This is a genomic window from Thioalkalivibrio sp. AKL6, from assembly GCF_000376905.1.
GTDB classification, from domain to species: Bacteria; Pseudomonadota; Gammaproteobacteria; order Ectothiorhodospirales; family Ectothiorhodospiraceae; genus Thioalkalivibrio; species Thioalkalivibrio versutus.
In genome coordinates this window covers 404,422-423,973 of sequence record NZ_AQXS01000008.1, presented here as the reverse complement: position 1 = coordinate 423,973, position 19,552 = coordinate 404,422, and the positions used below count along the sequence as shown (strand labels likewise).

Annotated in this window: 16 protein-coding genes and 1 pseudogene; 14 read left to right on the top strand and 3 right to left on the bottom strand. The window is 66.3% G+C overall.

Translation table 11 applies throughout. The annotated features are described in order from the left end of the window. Positions 1 to 114 precede the first annotated feature (114 nt). Positions 115 to 687, bottom strand: coding sequence for a PilZ domain-containing protein (locus D575_RS0105090; protein ID WP_018144837.1), 573 nt, complete (start codon positions 685 to 687; stop codon positions 115 to 117). 367 nt (positions 688 to 1,054) lie between these two features. Between D575_RS0105090 and D575_RS0105085 the strand changes: the two genes are divergently transcribed. The 14 genes and pseudogenes from D575_RS0105085 to D575_RS0105020 all read left to right on the top strand — a co-directional run bounded on the left by D575_RS0105085 (position 1,055) and on the right by D575_RS0105020 (position 18,635). Beyond that, the gene (locus D575_RS0105085) at positions 1,055 to 2,575 is read left to right on the top strand and encodes an XrtA system polysaccharide chain length determinant (protein ID WP_018144836.1); all 1,521 of its coding nucleotides are present in this window, start codon (positions 1,055 to 1,057) and stop codon (positions 2,573 to 2,575) included. 115 nt (positions 2,576 to 2,690) lie between these two features. After that, positions 2,691 to 3,587 carry an XrtA-associated tyrosine autokinase gene (locus tag D575_RS0105080; protein WP_018144835.1) on the top strand — a complete coding sequence of 299 codons (897 nt, stop codon included), beginning with the start codon at positions 2,691 to 2,693 and terminating at the stop codon, positions 3,585 to 3,587. A 22-nt stretch (positions 3,588 to 3,609) separates the two neighbouring features. Next, positions 3,610 to 5,085, top strand: a complete 1,476-nt coding sequence (locus tag D575_RS0105075) for a TIGR03016 family PEP-CTERM system-associated outer membrane protein (protein ID WP_018144834.1) — start codon at positions 3,610 to 3,612, stop codon at positions 5,083 to 5,085. 3 nt (positions 5,086 to 5,088) lie between these two features. Continuing rightward, positions 5,089 to 6,168, top strand: coding sequence for an XrtA/PEP-CTERM system-associated ATPase (locus D575_RS0105070; RefSeq protein WP_018144833.1), 1,080 nt, complete (start codon positions 5,089 to 5,091; stop codon positions 6,166 to 6,168). Positions 6,169 to 6,183: 15 nt separating this feature from the next. Then, entirely contained in the window at positions 6,184 to 7,089 is a 906-nt protein-coding gene (locus D575_RS0105065; protein ID WP_018144832.1) for an XrtA system polysaccharide deacetylase, read from the top strand. Further along, on the top strand, positions 7,073 to 8,140 hold the full coding sequence (locus D575_RS0105060) for a FemAB family XrtA/PEP-CTERM system-associated protein (RefSeq protein ID WP_018144831.1): 1,068 nt from the start codon (positions 7,073 to 7,075) through the stop codon (positions 8,138 to 8,140). Before D575_RS0105065 ends, D575_RS0105060 begins: the two co-directional genes overlap by 17 nt. Positions 8,141 to 8,252: 112 nt before the next feature. Further along, positions 8,253 to 8,626 (top strand): annotated as a pseudogene (locus D575_RS13610) (GxxExxY protein). Between the two features lie 45 nt (positions 8,627 to 8,671). Then, positions 8,672 to 9,922 (top strand): TIGR03087 family PEP-CTERM/XrtA system glycosyltransferase, encoded by a 1,251-nt coding sequence (locus D575_RS0105050; protein ID WP_018144829.1) that lies wholly within the window; start codon positions 8,672 to 8,674, stop codon positions 9,920 to 9,922. Further along, positions 9,912 to 11,462: an exosortase A gene (gene xrtA / locus D575_RS0105045; RefSeq protein WP_018144828.1), complete on the top strand. Its 1,551-nt coding sequence runs from the start codon at positions 9,912 to 9,914 to the stop codon at positions 11,460 to 11,462. The genes D575_RS0105050 and xrtA overlap by 11 nt, the downstream gene beginning before the upstream one ends. A 47-nt stretch (positions 11,463 to 11,509) precedes the next feature. After that, positions 11,510 to 12,634: a TIGR03088 family PEP-CTERM/XrtA system glycosyltransferase gene (locus D575_RS0105040; protein WP_018144827.1), complete on the top strand. Its 1,125-nt coding sequence runs from the start codon at positions 11,510 to 11,512 to the stop codon at positions 12,632 to 12,634. A gap of 249 nt (positions 12,635 to 12,883) precedes the next feature. Continuing rightward, positions 12,884 to 14,779 (top strand): XrtA/PEP-CTERM system amidotransferase, encoded by a 1,896-nt coding sequence (locus D575_RS0105035; RefSeq protein WP_018144826.1) that lies wholly within the window; start codon positions 12,884 to 12,886, stop codon positions 14,777 to 14,779. Positions 14,780 to 14,792: 13 nt separating this feature from the next. Then, complete coding sequence (locus D575_RS0105030; RefSeq protein ID WP_018144825.1) at positions 14,793 to 16,010, top strand: TIGR04063 family PEP-CTERM/XrtA system glycosyltransferase; 1,218 nt, start codon at positions 14,793 to 14,795, stop codon at positions 16,008 to 16,010. Then, positions 16,000 to 17,259, top strand: coding sequence for a glycosyltransferase (locus D575_RS0105025; protein WP_018144824.1), 1,260 nt, complete (start codon positions 16,000 to 16,002; stop codon positions 17,257 to 17,259). Before D575_RS0105030 ends, D575_RS0105025 begins: the two co-directional genes overlap by 11 nt. A gap of 2 nt (positions 17,260 to 17,261) precedes the next feature. Further along, entirely contained in the window at positions 17,262 to 18,635 is a 1,374-nt protein-coding gene (locus D575_RS0105020) for a phenylacetate--CoA ligase family protein (protein ID WP_018144823.1), read from the top strand. A gap of 230 nt (positions 18,636 to 18,865) precedes the next feature. Here D575_RS0105020 and D575_RS0105015 read toward each other — a convergent pair whose 3' ends face one another. Next, on the bottom strand, positions 18,866 to 19,183 hold the full coding sequence (locus D575_RS0105015) for a HigA family addiction module antitoxin (RefSeq protein WP_018144822.1): 318 nt from the start codon (positions 19,181 to 19,183) through the stop codon (positions 18,866 to 18,868). Between the two features lie 9 nt (positions 19,184 to 19,192). Beyond that, positions 19,193 to 19,486 carry a type II toxin-antitoxin system RelE/ParE family toxin gene (locus D575_RS13890; protein WP_081612094.1) on the bottom strand — a complete coding sequence of 98 codons (294 nt, stop codon included), beginning with the start codon at positions 19,484 to 19,486 and terminating at the stop codon, positions 19,193 to 19,195. Between the last annotated feature and the right edge of the window lie 66 nt (positions 19,487 to 19,552).

Here is a 19,552-nt window from a genome sequence, read left to right as displayed (position 1 = left end):
CCGAAATCGGACGCGACGAGCGGTTGCGGGGACGCTTTTGCGATTTCTGCCTGAATGGTCGTCCAGTGATTCATCTGTCTGCTCCCGTGGGTTGGAGATTAGTAGCCGCTCGCTTCAGGCGGCGGCATTCGCGAACTGCAGCCCGACCCCCCGTGGACTGGAAAACACAACGACGCCGTCGCGGGCGCCGTCATTCGGCACGATTACCCGGATGGCGGTCCCGGGCGGTGGCCGTGGCTGGTAGCGCAGCGGCATGACGCGCGCGCCGGAGCGCGAGATGTCCATCAGACGGCAGTGAGCCGGCCGTCCCTGGATCCACATTTCCGTGCGCAGGTTGACCGCCTCGCGCGGCCAGCGCCGTCGTTCCCTCTGCTCGCTAGTGGCCTCGTCGGCCTCTTGTCCCTCGCCGAATTGCCACGCGATGGCTGCGCCCCAGTGCTGCTCCTCCGCCGATCCGGCGTAGATCTGTGCCTGTGCCGGTTCGGTGATCGGGGGCGACCCCAGCCGGTTGATCAACGCCGCGACGAAGCTGGCGGAGACCTGTTCGTACTCCCCGGCGGTTTCCAGGTCCTGGTATAGCTGGCCATGGATCTCGTCGAGGATGCGGAGACGTTCTGCCCATGTCTCGTTCACGATTGCGGGGAACCAGAAGTCCGCGAGCTCCAGTGCCAACTTTTCGTGACTCATCAGCGATCCTTGATGGTCGGTGCAGGGGCCGCTGCGGATGTGAAACTCTACCCTGTGTGTGCAGCAGCAAACTCTGTACCAGTACACAGAAATGACAGGGATTCGCTCATCCTCGCGCGAGTCGCCTGCGCCGTGATTTGCCCGTCAGTTCGCCAGCTGTAAACAATCCCGACATCTGTGGACAGTCCCTGGCAAACCCACTTCAATGAACCTGGGATTTCTCCCAACCCGGCCTCGCCGGCACGCCGGTGTCGAGCCCGGGGGGTCCCGGCGCAAGGCAGGCGCGTCCGGGGGGACAGGTATTTGTTAGCAGATCGGCCCGCGAGCGCTACTAGGCGCCGGTGCGGTCGGCGGGAAGCTGGGTTGTATGGAAAAGATCGTTCAAGAGCTCTGGCAGCATGTTCGCTCCACTTGGCGCAAGCGCTGGTGGATCCTGCCCATTGCATGGCTGGTCTGTCTGGGCGGCTGGGCCTACGCCCACAACCTGCCCGATACCTATCAGGCAGATGCCCGGGTCTATGTGAATACCCAGTCGGTGCTGGATCCGCTGCTGCGCGGGATGACGGTGCGGCCGAACACCGAGCAGCGCCTGCTCATGATCACCCGTACCCTGTTCAGTCGTGACAACCTCGAGGAGATCGCCCGCGAGAGCGACCTCGACGTTCTGACCGGCAACTCCAACCTGGATGCCCAGATCGCGTTGCTGCGCGCACGGCTGACGCTGGACGTCGGCGAGCGCGACAACATCTACAGCGTGAGTTTCCGTCACGGAAACCCCGAGGTGGCCTATCGCGTGGTTCGCGAGACGGTCGATCTGTTCATGGCTCGCGGCATGGGCGACTCGCGCCTTGATCTCACCACCTCGCAGGCGTTCATCGAACGCCAGCTCGAGAACTACGAGCAGCAGCTGCAGGAGAAGGAGGCCAAGATCGAGCAGTTCAAGCGCGACAATGCGCGCTTCCTCAGCGGCGACGGCAACTTTTACTCGCGTCTCGAGCGCACCCGTGACCAGCTGCAGCAAGCACGCTTGCAAAAGCGGGAGGCGCAGAGCCGGTTGCAAACCCTCGTGCGGCGAGCCGGAAGCGGACCGGGGAGTTACGAGAACGCGGAGCTGGATCGGCGTATCAGCGACCTGCAGCAAAGCATCGATTCGATGCGTCTGCACTACACCGACGAGCACCCGGATTTGGTCTCGTCACGGCGCATTCTGGAGGAGCTGGAGGCGCGTCGTGAACAAGAGACGCAGAACCCGCAGGCGATCCAGCGCCCGGGCAGCGGTAACGAGGTACTGCAAAATGCCATCAGCGAAACCGAAAGCGAGATCGCGTCACTGACGACCCGGATCGCCGAATTCGAGGACCGGGTTGCGCGGCTGGAGGGCGACGTGGATCGCGCACCGGCGGTGGAGTCCGAGCTGACCTCCCTGACCCGCAATTACGACGTCATGCGCAACTCCTATCGCCAGTTGCAGGATCGCCGCGAGCAGGCGGTGATGTCGGGGGCCGTCGAAAGCCAGACCGACGCGGTCGACTTCCGTGTGCTCGAGCCGCCGCGTCAGCCCACAGCCCCGGCCTCGCCGGATCGACCCATGCTGGCCACGGCCGTACTCCTGGTCGGTCTGGGTGCGGGCACCGGCTTTGCGTTCCTGCTGTCGCAGCTGCGCCGAACGATCAGTAGCAGCCACCAGCTGGCGGCGGTCACCGGCCGCCCGGTTCTGGGCAGTGTCTCGCGGGTGCGTACGCCGATGAGCCGCCATCGCCGGTTGTCCGAGCTGATGGTGTTCACCGCCGCATTGGGGGCGCTGGTGCTGGTATATGCCGTGGTTATGGGACTTTACGCGACCGGATCGGAAGCCCTTCTGGACGATCTCCTGGGGCTGTTGCGATGACGGAACCGCGCAGGTGCGGGATGGGATGCCCCGGCAATTCGGTGGCGTGCCGACTATCTTTCAGGGAACCGGCCGACTCGACGGAGTCGGTTGCCGGCAAGGGGCTGACAGCATAATGAGCATTATCGAGAAGGCACTGGACAAGAACCGGGCGCGTCAGCCGGTCCCTGAAACAACGGCCGAACAGGCGGCCGCCCCCGAAGCCGCCACGCGCGAGCCCGAACGCTGGCGAGAGCCGGTGTCGCAGGAAGTCAGCATCGATTTTGCCTGGCTGCGCAAGCAGGGACTCATCGTTCCGGGGGATCAGCGTTCCAGTGTGGCGGAAGAGTTCCGCATGATGAAACGCCCCCTGCTGAACAATGCATTCGGGCGTCATGCCGCGATGCGTGTGCCCAAGGGCCGGCTGATCATGATCACTAGCTCCCTGCCAGGGGAAGGCAAGACCTTCACCAGCGTAAATCTGGCCCTGAGCATGGCGATGGAGCTGGAGCGCACCGTGCTGCTGGTGGATGCCGATGTATCACGACCGGCTATCCCCCGCACCCTTGGGTTTCACGCTGATCTCGGGCTCATGGATGTCCTCAGCGAACCCGACATCCAGATCCCCGATGTCCTGCTGCGAACCAACGTGGAAAACCTGACCGTTTTGCCGGCAGGCCGCCCCCACGGACGCTCGACCGAGATCCTGGCGAGCGACGTGATGCGGGATCTGGTCGATGATCTGCATGACCGGTACGAGGATCGCATCATCCTGTTCGACTCCCCGCCCCTGCTGGCCACCAGCGAGCCGGGCGTCCTGGCGACGCACATGGGGCAGGTCGTGATGGTAGTGGAGGCCGATCGCACCCCGGCGAGCACGGTGGAGCGAGCCATGCATCAGCTGGATTCCTGCGGCGTCGTGCTCACCTCCCTCAACCGCGCGACGCCCGGTATCGGCATCGGCGGTCAATATTACGGGGGTAGCTACTATGGCATCGAGCGTGATCATGTCGCCGACACCTCGGCCCGCTAGCTTCCAGCGCACGGGGCGGCCGTTGCCGGCCCGCTGGTGGCTGGTCGGCATGGCCGTGGTCGCGCTGGCATCGCCCGCAAGTGCGCTGGCTGTCGAGTGGACATTGACCCCGCGGGTCACGGTGTCGGCCGAGGTCACCGACAACGCCCGTCTGGCCCCGCGAGGCCAGGAGGAAGCGGACCTGATCGGTACCGTCAGCCCCGGATTTACGCTGCGCGGGGAAGGCGCACGCAGCGATACCCGTATCGATTACCGCCTGAACTCGCGCTTTTATCTCGACGACTCGCGCCAGGGGCGCACGACGCACGCCCTGCGCGGGCGCAGCAACTGGGAGCTGGTGGACGACACCTTCTTTGTCAATGCCGGGGCCTCGCGTACCGAGCAGGTGGCGTCGCTCCTTGACCCGGTAGGCATCGGTAGCAGTACCCCGCGCGGAAACCTGCAGGAGACCACCGCCTACAGCGTCTCGCCGATGCTGCGGACCCGTTACGGCAGTTTCGCCACGCAGGAGGTCCGCTACACCTATGGCGCGACCCTGTACCACCAGAGCAACCGCCAGGACAGCGACTTCCACCGGGGCGAGTACGTCCTCAACAGCGGAGCTGCCTTCAACCGCCCGTTCTGGCAGGTCGCCGGGTTCTACGAGGAGGAGCGCTTCGACAATGGCCTGGAGGGCGAGTTCGGGCAGGTCAGCGGGACGCTCGGCTATCGTTTCGGGCGGTCCCTGCGTCTGTTCGGCGTGGTGGGCGAGGACTTCAATGATTACGCGACGACCCGCGAAGACGATGACGGCAGTTTCTGGCAGGTCGGCGCAGGCTGGGCCCCGACCCGGGTCACCAACATCGAGGCGCGTTACGGCGAGCGCTATTTCGGCAAGAACCGCGCGCTGTCCGTGAATCATCGCAGTCGCCGCTCGACCTACCGCCTCAGCTACGACGAGGGGGTGAGCTCGACCCGGCAGCGGCGTGAGGGCCCCTTTGCCCAGTTGGCGGAGGATGCGCAGTTCATGACCATCGACGAGTTGCTGGAGAACTACACCCTGGAGGAGATCTTCCTGTTCGCCCTCAATCCGCAGCTGGGCGACGAGGCGTTCGTCGAGGGCTACTACTTTACGCGGAGCTGGCGTGCGGGCTGGAGCTATGACACCGGTCGCAGCGTATTCGGGATCAACCTGGTGCAGACCGAGCGTGAATCCGAGACCCAGACCAATGTCGGCCTGTTCGAGGACAACCGGATCCAGCGCGGGGCCAATGCCTTCTGGCAATGGCGGTATGGCCCGCGTACGACGTCCCTGGTGAGCGCTGGCGTCACCCAGACCGATTTTACCGACAGCGATCGCGAGGACGACCTCTGGTACCTGCGTGCCAGTGTCAGCCGTCAGCTGGCCCCGGACACCACCGCGAGCCTGGCCGTCCGGCACCAGCGTCGGGAGTCGAACAGCGCGGACAACGAGTATCGCGAGAACGCGATCATCGGCACGCTGACCAAGGAGTTCTGAGGCATGTACGAAGAATTCTACGGCTTCACCGGCCGCCCCTTTGCCCTGAGCCCCGATCCGCGTTTTTTCTATGCCAGCAAGGGCCATAGTCGGGCGATGGCGTATCTCGAATACGGCGTGCAGCTGGAGGAGGGCTTCATCGTTATTACCGGCGAGGTCGGGGCCGGCAAGACGACGTTGGTGCGCAGTCTGTTCGAGACCCTGAGTGACAAGCCCCTGGTGGCGGCGCAGTTGGTCAGCACCCAGCTGGATGCAGAAGACTTGCTGCGTTCGGTCTGTCTCGCGTTCGGGCTGGACGATGCTCCCAGTCACAAGGCCGGCCAGCTGCGCCGTCTGGAGACCTTCCTGCGCGATACCCGGGCGCGTGGCCAGCGCGCGCTGCTGGTGGTCGACGAGGCGCAGAACCTGGGCCCCGATGCCGTGGAGGAGCTGCGCATGCTCTCCAATTTCCAGGGCGAGGACGGGCCGCTGCTGCAGAGCTTCCTGCTCGGGCAGCCGGAATTCCGGCGCCTGCTGCGGAGCGAGGACATGCAGCAGCTGCGCCAGCGGGTGATTGCGACCTACCACCTGGGGCCGATGGACGCAGACGATACCCGGGCCTACGTCGAGCACCGGCTCGCCCGGGTCGGCTGGAACGAGCGGCCGCATTTCGAGGACGACATCTGGGCGCGCATCCACGACTACACCAGCGGCATTCCGCGCAAGGTAAACACCTTCTGTGACCGCCTGCTGCTGATGGGGTACCTGGAGGAATGTACCGACCTGGATGCCGCGCGGGCGCAGCAGGTGATCGACGAGATCGAGGAAGATCTGGAAGGGGTCCTGCTGGATGAGGGGCCGTCTGCCTCGGTACGCCCCGAAGCCGGGTCGGGGTCGGACGGCCTGGATGATCGCCTGGTGGCCAGCCAGGTCTCCATGCTGCGGATCGAACAGGATATCGAGGCACTGGAGGAACGCCTGCAGCGGATCGAGCGCAATCTCCTGGTCAACTTCCGGGCGACCCAGGAGGTGCTGAAGATCGTGCGCGACGAGGGCTACGAAACGGCGTCGCTGGCGCCGGTTTCCAGTGCCGCGCAGTCGTAGCTGCCGAGGCCTGACATGCAGACGCAAAGTCCCGATCGGCCCAACGCCCTGACCGTCGATGTGGAGGATTACTTCCAGGTCTCGGCACTGGCCCCGCGCATCCCGCGCGATACCTGGGACACCCGCGAATGCCGCATCGAGCGCAACCTTGATCGCATCCTCGAGCTGTTCGATCAGAGCGGCGCGCAGGCGACCTTCTTCACCCTCGGCTGGATCGCCGAGCGTTACCCGCATGCGATCCGCCGCATCGTCGACGCCGGCCATGAGCTGGCGAGTCACGGCTACGGCCACGAGCGGGTCACGGATCTGACGCCCGCGGCCTTCCGCGCCGATATCGAGCGCGCCCAGCGCATTCTCGAGGACCTCTCCGGAGCACCGGTCCGCGGTTATCGCGCGCCCAGCTTCTCGATCGGCGAGGGCAATCTCTGGGCGCTGGAGGTGCTGCGCGAGGCGGGACTGGAGTACAGCTCGAGTATCTACCCGGTGCACCACGATCACTACGGTATGCCGAAGGCCCCGCGACACCCGCATCGCCCGATGCCCGCCGGGGTCCTGGAGCTGCCCCCGGCGACCCTCCGCATGGGCGGGCGCAACCTGCCGGCGGCCGGTGGCGGCTATTTCCGGTTGCTGCCCTATGTGATGTCGCGCGGGGCCCTTCGGCGTATCGGGGCACGGGACGGGATGCCGGCGGTTTTCTACTTCCATCCCTGGGAGATCGACCCCGATCAGCCGCGGGTGTCCGGGCTTGGGGCGCGGAGCCGTTTCCGGCACTACGTGAACCTGCACCGCATGGAGTCGCGCCTGAAGCGTCTTCTGCAGGACTTTCGCTGGGATCGCATGGACCGCGTGTTTGCCGCGGAACTGACGGCACCCGGGGACCATGCAAGAGTGACAGGGGAAGACAATGTACGAACCGCCTGATCAACGTGCCAGCGGTACCGGTGCCCTGCAGGTCCGGAAGCTGTGTGCGGCCGACCATGCGCGCTGGGATGCGTTCGTGGAGAACTGTCCGCAGGCCACCTTCTTCCACCGCGCAGGCTGGTCGACCGTTTTGCGCGAGGCGTTCGGACACGAGACGCACTTCCTCTATGCCGAGGTGGATGGCGCCATACAGGGCGTGCTGCCGCTGGCCCGTATCCGTTCCCGTCTGTTTGGGGACTCGCTGTCATCGCTGCCGTTCTGTGTCTACGGTGGTGTGGCCGCAGTCACCGACGGCGCGGCTGCGGCGCTGGATGCCCGAGCACAGGAGCTCGCCCGCAGCCTGAATGTTGATTATCTCGAGTATCGCCAGCGCGAACCGAGGCACCCGGACTGGCCGACCAAGAGCGAGCTCTACTTCACCTTCCGCCGCCTTCTGGATCCGGATGTCGACGCGAACATGAATGCGATCCCGCGCAAACAGCGGCGCATGGTGCGCAAGGGCATCAAGGCGGGCCTGGTCAGCGAGGTCGAACATGACATCGACCGCTTCTACCCGATTTACGCGGCCAATGTCCGGCGCATGGGGACCCCGGTCTTCGGCCCGAATTACTTCCGCAAATTGCTCGACGTGTTCGGTGATGATTGCGACGTGCTGACGGTGACGCATGAGGGCGAAGCGATCGCCAGCGTGGTCAGCTTCTGGTTCCGCAACGAGGTGCTGCCCTACTACGGCGCGGGAACCCCGCGGGCCCGCGAAGTGGCGGGCTACGACTTCCTCTATTGGGAATTGATGCGCCGTGCCTGCGAGGCGGGCTACCGGGTGTTCGATTTCGGCCGCAGCAAGCGCGATACCGGGTCCTTCAGCTTCAAGAAGAACTGGGGCTTCGAGCCGCAGCCGCTGTACTACGAATACGACCTGGTACGCGCTCGAGAGATGCCGGACGTCAATCCCCTCAACCCGAAATACCGCTACTTCATCGCCGCCTGGCAGCGCCTGCCCCTGCCCGTGGCCAACTGGCTGGGCCCCAAGATCTCCCGCTCCCTCGGCTGAAGGGCCTTTTCACCACAGAGGCCACAGAGAACGCCGAGCAGGTCAAGGGCGGATTGACCACGAAGGGCACGAAGACACGAAGTGCATCCAGAAAAGATTGTCCGGGGGAGAAATCGAATTCGACCCGCTATCGAGAAAGGCCATCGGATTGGCGATCGAGGTACATCGTGAGCTTGGGCCGGGACGGTTGGAATCGGTTTGCGAGAAATACCGGGTGCACGAAATGCTGGAATCGGGCCTGTCCTGTGTGTCTCAGGTTCCGATACCCGTCACTTACAAGGGCAGACGCTGGATTGTGGATACCGTATCGACATCCTGGTCGAGGACAGACTGATGATGGAATTGAAAAGTGTGGATGCCCTGCAACGGGTTCACGTGGCCCAAACTCTCAGGTACATGAAACTCTCGAATATCGCGCAAGCCCTGTTGATCCATTTCAACAGCGGGCGCCTCAACGATGGCCTCAACCCTGGTTCTTTGATTTGAATGCCCTTCTTCGTGCCTTCGCGAGCTTCGTGGTGAACAAGCCTTATGGATGATCTGTTGTATCTGGTGCACCGGATTCCGTGGCCGCCCAACAAGGGCGACAAGATCCGTTCGCACCACATCCTGCGCTATCTGGCGCAGCACTATCGCGTGCATCTCGGCACGTTCATCGATGACCCGGCCGACGCTGCCTACCTGCCCGAACTCGAAGGGCTGTGCGCCAGTGTCTGTGCCCGTCCATTGCCGCGCCGCCGTGCCCAGTTGCGCGCCCTGAGCGGCTTGCTGAGTGGCGAGGCGCTCAGCGTGCCGTGGTATCGCGACCGGGAACTGGCGCGCTGGGTCCGGGCAACGCTGGCAAGGCAGCCGGTCGCCCGAGCCCTGGCCTTTTCCTCGGCGATGGCCCAGTACCTGCCGGAGGGGGACGGGCTGACCCGGGTGGTCGACTTCGTGGACGTGGATTCCGACAAGTGGACGCAGTATGCGCCGACGCGTCGCTGGCCCATGAGCGCCATATATCGGCGCGAAGGGCGGCGGCTGCTGGCATACGAGCGACAGGTCGCGCAGGCCAGTGACGCCAGCCTGTTCGTGTCGCCGGCCGAGGCGGACACCTTTCGCGAGCAAGCACCGGAAGTGGCGGACCGGGTGCATGCCCTGAACAACGGTGTCGATGCCGACTTCTTCTCGCCCGATGCGGTTGCGGCACCCGGTCCCTATGCGGACGGGGTGCGCACCGTGGTGTTCTCGGGGGCGATGGATTACTGGCCCAATGTCGATGCCGTGATCTGGTTCGCCGACCACGTCCTGCCTGCGCTGCGGCTCGAACATCCCGGTGTGGAGTTCTGCATCGTTGGCAGCCGGCCGGCCCCGGAGGTGATGGCGCTGGCGGATCGCCCCGGTGTCACGGTGACCGGATTCGTGGACGACGTGCGACCGTGGATCGCGCACGCGACCGTCGTCATTGCGCCCCTGCGAATCGCCCGTGGGGTGCAGAACAAGGTCCTGGAGGCGATGGCCCTGGCGCGCCCGGTCGTGGCCAGCCCGCAGGCTCTGGAAGGCCTGACCGCGATGGCTGGGCGCGAGGTGATCCGTGCCGAGGTCGAACCGGGCGCGTTTCTGCAGGCCGTTTCCGGATATCTGCGTGCACCGGATCCGGCGCTCGGGCACGCGGCGCGCACCCGGGTGCTGGCGGACTATGACTGGGCGCGCAATCTCGCGCACCTGGGCGAGTTTCTCCGCCTGCACCCCGGCGGGGTCCCCGGCGCCGAGCCAGTCCCGGAGGCTGCCCATGGACGCTGAAACGCTCAACATCCGGGCGTCCGTGCGCGGCTCGTCCTGGTGGCTGGCCGGGCCGGTGCTGGTGCTGGGTCTGGTCGTGCTGGGATGGATGTTCTACCCGACGTTCGAATCCATTGTGGCCGTCTGGAACCGTTCGGAGACCTTTGCCCATGGTTTCCTGATTGTCCCCATCGTGCTGTTTCTGTTGTTTCTCAAGCGCGAGGAGGTGCTGGCCCTGGAGCCGCGTCCTTCCTGGTGGGCGTTGTTGCCCTTGCTGGGCTTTTCGCTGGTCTGGGTGGCGGGAGAGCTGGTGGATGTGGTGTCCGTGCGTCAGTTCGCGGCCGTCCTGATGATCCCCGCGCTGTTCTGGCTCGTGCTGGGCAATGCGATCACCTGGCGCTTGCAATTCCCTCTGGCGTACCTGCTGTTCGCGGTCCCGTTCGGTGAGTTCCTGGTGCCGCCGCTGATGGATTTCACCGCGGACTTCACCGTAACGGCGGTACAGCTCACCGGGATCCCGGTCTATCGCGACGGGTTGTATTTCGATCTGCCCACGGGCCGCTGGTCGGTAGTCGAGGCCTGCAGTGGCGTGCGCTATCTGATCGCGTCGGTCGCGCTCGGTACCCTGTACGCCTATCTCATGTATCGCAGCCCCTGGCGGCGGCTCGTGTTTGTCGGTGTCTCCATCGTGGTGCCGATCGTCGCCAATGGCCTGCGGGCCTACATGATCGTGATGATTGGTCATCTGAGCGACATGGAGTATGCGGCCGGGGTCGATCACCTGATCTATGGGTGGATCTTCTTCGGGGTGGTCATTGCGCTGATGTTCGGGATCGGGGCCTTCTGGCGCGAAGATATGGACCCGCCCACCGCACGCGTGCACGCGCCGAAACAGCGACGCTCGTTGCAGGCCGGACCGTTCGCCGTGGCGGCCCTGCTGGCGGTGGTGCTGGCCAGTGTGGCCCCGCTGTATGCGGATTGGATGAACCAGCGTGATCTCGGTCCGGTGGCGGGTCTGGGCGCGGGCCCGCTGGTCCCGCCCGGCTGGCGGGTGCTGGAGGATCAGGCCGATGCCTGGGAGCCGGGTTATCGCGGCGCCCGCGATGGCCGGGGTGGTCTCGTCACGGCGGAATATGGCGGGCCGCCGGTGGGCGTGCACGTGCTGTTCTACCGCGAACAGCACCATTACGGGAACATGGTGGGCTGGAGCAATACCCTGGCCGGGCGTCACCGCGTGGGGTCCTGGTCGCAATCCCATCGCGGGCAGGCCACGGTCGACGGTTACCCCAATCCCGAACGTTTCCTGTTGCACGGGCCCGGGCAGCAACTGCTGGTCTGGCGCTGGTATTGGGTGGACGGCCAGCTGACCACGTTGCCGCATACGGTCAAGGCTCGCGAGGCGCTGAACCGCCTGGTGGGTGGCCGCGATGACGCGGCCCTGGTCGTGCTCTATGTGCCCTATGGCTCCGAGCCCGGGGAAGAGGAGGCGACGCTACAGGCCTATGCGGCCGACGTCCTGCCCGAGCTCCTCGAGCAGCTCGCCGCTGTCGCGCGACAGTGACGGGCGCATCCGCCAAGACCGTCCGGGATGGTGACCCGCGACCCTGTGTGGCGCATATCATCCATCGCCTGGACATCGGCGGGATGGAGAACGGGCTGGTCAATCTAATCAACCACATGCCCGCGGACCGCTTCCGGCACGCCATCATCTGCATGACGGACTACACCGATTTTCGCCTGCGCATCCGGCGCGACGATGTCAGTCTGCATGCCCTGCACAAGCGCGAAGGCAAGGACCCGCAGGTCCACGTTCGCCTGTGGCGACTGCTGCGCGCCCTGCAACCGGATATCGTCCATACCCGGAACTTCGGCACGCTGGAGGCGCAGGTGACCGCCGCGCTGTCCGGCGTGCGCGCGCGCGTGCATGGCGAACACGGTTGGGATGTCGGCGACCTGGACGGCACGCGCGACCGCAACCGCCGATTGCGCCGGCTGATGCGGCCACTGGTCCGACACTACATTGCCCTTTCGCAGCATCAAAAGGGCTACCTGCGGGATGCGATCGGGGTGCCCACAGCGCGTCTTTCGCACATCTTCAATGGTGTGGATACCGGCCGTTTCGCACCAACGTCAGAGGCGTTCGTGCCCCCGTTTCCAGAGGGCTTCCGGGGCCCCGGTACCTTCGTGATCGGCTCGGTCATGCGCATGCAGGCGGTCAAGGCGCCGTTGGACCTGGCACGGGCCTTTGTCGCACTGCGCGAACGGATGCCGACGGAGTTTCCGCGCCTGCGTCTGGCGATGATCGGGGACGGCCCGCTGCGCGGGGAGGTCCGCCAGCTGCTGGAGCAGTCCGGGGTGGCGGGCCAGGCCTGGCTCCCCGGTGCCCGGGAGGATATCCCCGACTGCCTGCGGGCGCTGGACCTCTTCGTCCTTCCCTCGCTGGCCGAAGGCATCTGCAACACCATCCTCGAGGCGATGGCCACCGGGCTCCCGGTGGTCGCGACGGATATCGGGGGGAACCCGGACCTCGTCCAGCCGGGGGTGACCGGGGTGCTGGTCCCGGCGGGCGATCCGGACGCGATTGCGGCCGCGCTGATGGCCTATCCCGGCGACCCGGCACGGACCGCACGGCAAGGTGTGGCCGCTCGTGCGCGGGCCGAGGCGGAGTTCAGCATGGACGCGATGGTCGCGGGGTACATGGGGGTGTACGACCGGGTATTAGGTAGACGCTGATCCATCGACGCGACTGCGTGGATGGATCAGCGCCTCCCTTGGCGGCACAGAACGCGGGGCGGCGCCGCCGTTAGTTCCGGCGCTAACGCCAGGGGCCCTGTGGCGCGTATCGCGGTCGGTCCGCGGCGGGGTTGTCGTTTATGCTGGATTTTCCGTGATGGTGCGGCGGGGCTTGCCCCGATCAGGGCCTCCCCGGGGGCACCGTCCGGCGTCACTTGGCCTCGGCAAGGAAGCGATCAGGAACCCGACATGTGCGGCATTACCGGCATCTTCGATCTGCGCGACCGGCAGCCGATCAATCGGTCCCTGCTGGAGGCGATGAACGAGACCCAGTTTCACCGCGGTCCGGACGAGGGGGGTGTGCACCTGGAGCCGGGCGTCGGGCTGGCGCATCGTCGCCTGTCGATCATCGACCTCTCCGGCGGGCAGCAGCCGCTGTTCAACGAGGACGAGACCGTCGTTGTGACCTACAACGGCGAGATCTACAACTTCCCGGAGCTGACCGCCGAGTTGCAGCAGGCGGGGCACCGGTTCCGCTCCCACTGTGATACCGAGGTGATCGTGCATGCCTGGGAGGAGTGGGGCGAGGCCTGTGTGCAGCGCTTTCGTGGCATGTTCGCGTTCGCCGTCTGGGATCGCAATCGCGACACCCTGTTCCTCGCCCGCGACCGCCTGGGGATCAAGCCGCTGTACTACAGTGCGCTGGCGGACGGGCACCTGATCTTCGGCTCGGAGCTCAAGGCGTTGATGGCGCATCCGGGGATGCCGCGACATATGGACCCGCATGCGGTGGAGGACTATTTCGCCTTTGGTTACGTGCCGGAGCCGCGCAGCATCTTCCGCGGCGTGCACAAGCTGCCGCCCGGCCATACGCTGACCGTGCGCCGCGGACAGGGCAACCTGAGTGAACCGCGCGAATACTGGGACATCCCGTTCGGCGACAGTGGTGTGGCGGATGCAGCGAACGCCGCGGAGGAACTCACGGCGCGCCTGCGCGAGGCAGTGGACGTCCGCATGGTCGCGGAGGTCCCGCTGGGGGCCTTCCTCTCGGGCGGGGTGGATTCCAGCGCGGTGGTCGCGATGATGGCGGGGCTGTCCGACGACCCGGTGCGCACCAGTTCCATCGGCTTCGCCGATCCGGCCTACGACGAATCCCGCTACGCGCGGATGGTCGCCGAGCGCTACCACACGGATCACCGCACGCAGGAGGTCGATCCCGACGACTTTGCGCTGCTGGACCGCCTGAGCGGGCTCTACGATGAACCGTTTGCCGACAGTTCCGCGCTGCCGACCTATCGGGTCTGCGAACAGGCACGCCGGCAGGTCGTGGTTGCGCTGTCCGGGGACGGCGGCGACGAGAACCTGGCCGGCTATCGGCGCTATCGCCATCACCTGGCGGAGGAACGCCTGCGCGCGCCGCTGCCACTGGGGCTTCGGCGGGCCGTGTTCGGGACCCTGGCGCGGTGGTATCCCAAGGCCGACTGGGCACCGCGCCCGTTCCGCGCCCGCGCCACCTTCCAGGCCCTGGCGCGGGACTCGGTCGAGGGCTATTTCCAGGGGGTATCCATCCTGCGCGACGATCTGCGCGCGCACCTGTTTTCGCCAGCGTTCCGGCGCTCGCTTCAGGGCTACAGCGCGGTGGAGGTCCTGCGTCGGCATGCGGCGCGCGCTCCCACCGAGCACCCGCTGTCGCTGGTGCAGTACCTGGACATGAAGACCTACCTGCCGGGCGACATCCTGACCAAGGTCGACCGCGCGAGCATGGCGCATTCGCTGGAGGTCCGGGTGCCCCTGCTCGACCACCAGCTGGTCGAGTGGACCTCGGGCCTGCCCCCGGATCTCAAGCTGCGGGGGGCGGAGGGCAAGTACGTGCTGAAAAAGGCCATGGAGCCCTACCTGCCGGAGGAAATCCTCTATCGGCGCAAGAAGGGCTTCGCCGTCCCGGTCGCCGAGTGGTTTCGCGGACCGCTGCGTGAACGCATGCGGGCGCAGGTGCTGGGGCCGCGCATCGCCGACTCCGGCATCTTCGACATGGATTATCTCAAGACCCTCGTGGACCAGCACACCAGTGGCGCCCGCGACCACAGCCCGGCCCTGTGGTCGCTGTTGATGTTCGAGGGCTTCCTGGCCCGGTCGACGGCCTGATGCGGGGGTGGCAATGAAGATCCTGCATGTCCTTGATCACTCCATCCCGCTGCACAGTGGGTATACCTTCCGCACGGCCGCCATCCTGCGCGAGCAGCACCGGCTCGGCTGGGAGACGTTTCACCTGACCAGCCCCAAGCAGGGTGCGGTGGATGCGGACGAGGAGGATGTCGACGGCCTGCACTTCTACCGCACGCGCTATCGCCCCGGGACGCTGCCAGGGCTTGGCGAATGGGGGCTGATGCGTGCCCTGACCCGGCGCCTGGAGGCCGTGGCCCGGGAGGTGCAACCGGATGTGCTGCATGCCCATTCCCCGGTTCTCAATGCCCTGCCGGCCCTGCGGGTCGGGCGGCGTCTCGGCATCCCCGTGGTCTACGAGGTGCGGGCCTTCTGGGAGGATGCCGCGGTGGATCACGGGACCAGCCGCGAACACGGACTGCGCTACCGCATGACGCGCGGCTTCGAGTCGTACGTGTTCCGCCGGGTGGACCACGTGACGACCATCTGCGAAGGCCTGCGGCGGGACATCGTCGCCCGGGGCATCCCGCAGGACCGCGTCACCGTGATCCCGAATGCGGTGGATGCCGAGGCCTTCCGCCTGGGCGGGGCGCCGGACGCCGAGCTTAAGGCGCAGCTCGGGCTGGCCAATGCCCGGGTGCTGGGATTTATCGGCTCGTTCTATGCCTACGAGGGGCTGGACCTGCTGCTGGAGGCCTTTCCGCGCATCCGGGCGCAGGCCCCGGATGTCCGCATCCTGCTGGTGGGTGGCGGGCCGCAGGCGGAACGCCTGCAGGAGCAGGCCCGGCACCTGGGCATCGCCGAGCAGGTCGTCTTTGCGGGTCGGGTGCCGCATGACCAGGTGCAGCGCTACTACGACCTGGTGGATCTGCTGGTGTACCCACGGCACTCGATGCGGCTGACCGAGCTGGTGACCCCGCTCAAGCCGCTGGAGGCGATGGCCCAGGGGCGACTGCTGGTGGCCTCGGATGTCGGCGGACACCAGGAACTGATCCGGCACGGCGAAACCGGCTGGCTGTTCCCCGCCGACGACCCGGGGGCGCTGGCGGACACGGTGCTCGACACCCTGGCCCGCGCGCCCGAATGGGATGCGGTACGCGCCGCGGGGCGCCGCTTTGTCGAGCAGGAACGCACCTGGGCGAGGAGTGTTGCCCGATACCAGGCGATTTACGAACGTCTGCGGGGTGTCGTGGAGCCTGCCCATGCCCGGTGACCGGCGTCACGCTGGCCGGCGCCCGCGCCTGGTGGTGTTCACCCGCGTCTACCCCAACGCGGCGCAACCCAACCTGGGGCTGTTCGTGCGCGAACGCATGCGGCGGGTGGCCGAACACCTGGACCTGGTCGTCGTGGCGCCGGCCCCGTGGTTCCCCTTCCAGGGGCTGCTCGGGCGTCTCCGGCCGCACTCGCGCCCGCCGCTGCCGCGCTACGAGGAGCAGGACGGCATTGTGGTCTATCACCCGCGGTTCTTCTGTTTTCCGGGCGTGCTCAAGTGGACCGACGGGTTCTTCCTGGCGCTGGGCAGTTTCTGGCTGATGCGGCGGTTGCGGCGCGATTTCCGGTTTGAGCTGATCGACGCCCACTTTGTCTATCCCGATGGTGTGGCCGCGCGCTGGCTGGCGCGCTGGTTGCGCTGCCCCTACACCATCACCCTGCGCGGCAGCCTCGTGCGCTTCGCCGGCAGCGCCCTGCATCGGCGCCAGATCAACCGGGCGATGAGCGCGGCGGCGCGGGTGTTCTCGGTGGCGGACTCGCTGCGGCAGGATGCGATCGCCTGGGGGCAGGCCCCCGGGCATGTGCAGGTCGTCGGCAACGGCGCGGACCTGCGGCGTTTCCATCCCGAGGACCGGGCCGGGGCCCGCCAGCGCCTGGGTCTGCCGCAGGAGGGCCGCTTCCTCGTGTCGGTGGGGGGGCTGACCGAGCGCAAGGGCTTTCACCGGGTGATCGCGACCCTCCCCGAATTGCTGCGCACGCAACCCGATTTGCACCTGGTCATTGCCGGCGGCGCGACCCCCGAGGGCAACAACGAGGCCGAGTTGCGCCAGCAGGTAACGAGCCTGGGTCTGGAAGACCGGGTCTGGTTCCTGGGGCAGGTATCGCCGGAAGACCTGCGTTTCGTCTATTCGGCTGGCGACGTGTTCGTCCTGGCCACCCGGTTCGAGGGCTGGGCGAATGTCTTCCTCGAGGCGTCGGCCTGCGCCCTGCCGATCGTGACCACCCGGGTTGGGGGCAACGCCGAGGTGGTGAATTCCGATCAGGTCGGGATCGTGGTCCCGTACGGCGACCATGACGCGCTGCGCGACGCCCTGCTGGAGGCGCTCGAGCGCGAATGGGACCGCGAGGCCATCCTGGCGCATGCGCGGGCGAATGCCTGGGAGACGCGGATCCCGGAGCTGGTTGCAGCCTTCGAGCAGATCGCGGCCGCGGATACCGCGACGTCCCCCGGGACCGCGCGGTCCGGCTGAACATGGGGCTTTATACCCAATGGGTGGCGCGCGGCCTGTTCCCGCTGCAGGAGCGGCTCAAGGGTCACCCCACGGTGGCGTGGCACAAGGCCCTGGAAGCCACTCAGTGGTGGACGCCGGAGGCCCTGCAGAGCCTGCAGGAGCAGCGGCTGCAGGGGCTTCTGGAACGTGTCGCGCGGCAGGTGCCGTTCTACCGGGAATGGTTTGCGCAACAGGCCTGGTCGCCTGCGGCGTTCTCCGGTATCGCGGACCTTCAGCGCCTCCCGGTCGTTGACAAGGCGCTGATCCGCGAACAGGGCGCGGCCTGGCGCGCGGAGGGCGCGAGGAACCTCGAAGAGCAGCACACCAGCGGGTCGTCCGGCGAGCCTCTGAGGTTCTGGCTGGGCGCGGATCGCATCGGGATGGATATCGCCGCAAAGTGGCGGGCAACCCGCTGGTGGGGCGTGGACGTGGGCGACCGCGAACTGGTCCTGTGGGGATCCGCCGTCGAGAACGAGGCCCAGAACGGTATGCGTGCCTGGCGCGATCGCCTGTTCCGTTCGTACCTGGTGCCGGCCCGCGACCTGAATCCGGCGCGGCTCGACCGCATCATCGAGCAGATCCGCCAGCGGCGTCCGCGCATGCTGTTCGGGTATCCGTCGGCATTGTCCCGCGTGGCCTGGCGGGCGCGCGAGCGGGGGCAGCGGCTGGATGATCTCGGGATTCGCGTTGCCTTTACGACCTCGGAGGTGTTGCGACCGGAGTGGCGCGAGGTGATCGGCGAGATGATGGGCTGTGGGGTCGCCAACGAGTACGGCGCGCGCGACGCCGGGTTCATCGCCCGCGAATGTCCGGCGGGGGGCATGCACATCACGGCCGAGGCCCTGATCGTCGAGATCCTGGATGCGGAGGATCGACCGGTGCCGCCCGGCGCGACCGGAAACATCGTCATCACTAACCTGGTGGGCCCGGAATTCCCGTTCATCCGCTATCGCACCGGGGACCGGGGTGCCCTGGACCCGCGTCCCTGCCCCTGCGGGCGCGGCCTGCCGCTGCTGCGCGACATCGACGGCCGTGCCAACGACGGCCTGATCGCGACGGACGGTTCCTGGATCCACGGCAGCCGCTTCAACTACCTGATGCGCGACCTGCCCGGGCTGCGCGCCTACAAGGTCATCCAGCACGACCGACACCACGTCGAGGTGCTGCTGAGCCTGGTCGCGGCACTGCCGGCGGCCGCCGAGGGGCGCCTGCGCCGTGCATTGGTCGACGCGCTGGGGCAGGCGATCCAGGTGGATGTGCGGGCGGTGGATGCCATCCCGCCGGAGCCCAACGGCAAGCACCGCCATGTTGTCTGCCGCGTTCCCGACGCCGACCAGCCAGCCCCGAACGCCTGAGTACTCACCACGAAGCGCACGAAGATACGAAGAAGAGCTAGTTCACAGGAAGCGGGGAAAACGGGAAGATTCGTGACGGTGGCGATGGGACGTGCCGGGCGATCATGATAGCCCCCAGTGCGGCGCGTGGAGGTGAACCGGGAAGCCGGTGTCTCGTGCGTGGGCGTGGTTGGAGGCCGAGATGCGTTTCGCTGCGCTCAACACATCCTACCCGCTACTGGGAACCCGGCTCAGGCAGTTTGCTTACACGAACGGAATTCCCGGATCTGTTCCAGGTCCGCCTGCTCCGATTGCTCCGCCTTGAACAAATCCCAGCGTACCTGAAGGTTCAACCAGAAATCGGGCGACATGCCGAAAAAGCGTGCTAGACGCAGCGACGTGCTTGGCGTAATGCCGCGCTTCTGGTTCACTAGCTCGTTGATGCGCTGATACGGAACATGGAGCGCGTCCGCCAACTGGCGCTGGGAGATATGCATCGGCTCCAGGAATTCTTTCGCCAGCATTTCACCGGGGTGGGTCGGCTGTCGGTGGGTAGGGATGCGGACCATGATTGTGCCTCAATGGTAATCCGTGATTTCGACCTGGTCGGGCCCGGAGTCTGTCCAGGCGAAGCAGATCCGACATTGCTCGTTGATTCGAATGCTGTATTGGCCTTTTCGCTCTCCCGCCAGGGCCTCCAGTCGGTTACCCGGTGGGACTCTTAGCTCCTCAACGTTCATGGCCGAATCCAGCAATTCCAGCTTTCTTGCGGCAACCCGCCGTACAGATTGTGGGCAGACCTTGCGAGCAGCCTTCGACGAAAGCCCGTTGAAGATATCCTCAGTGCCTCGATCCTTGAAGCATGCAATCATGGAAACACGGTATCACGGGTTCCATGCTATTCCAGCCTGAAAAGGGCGGGACGAAGGGCGGCGTGG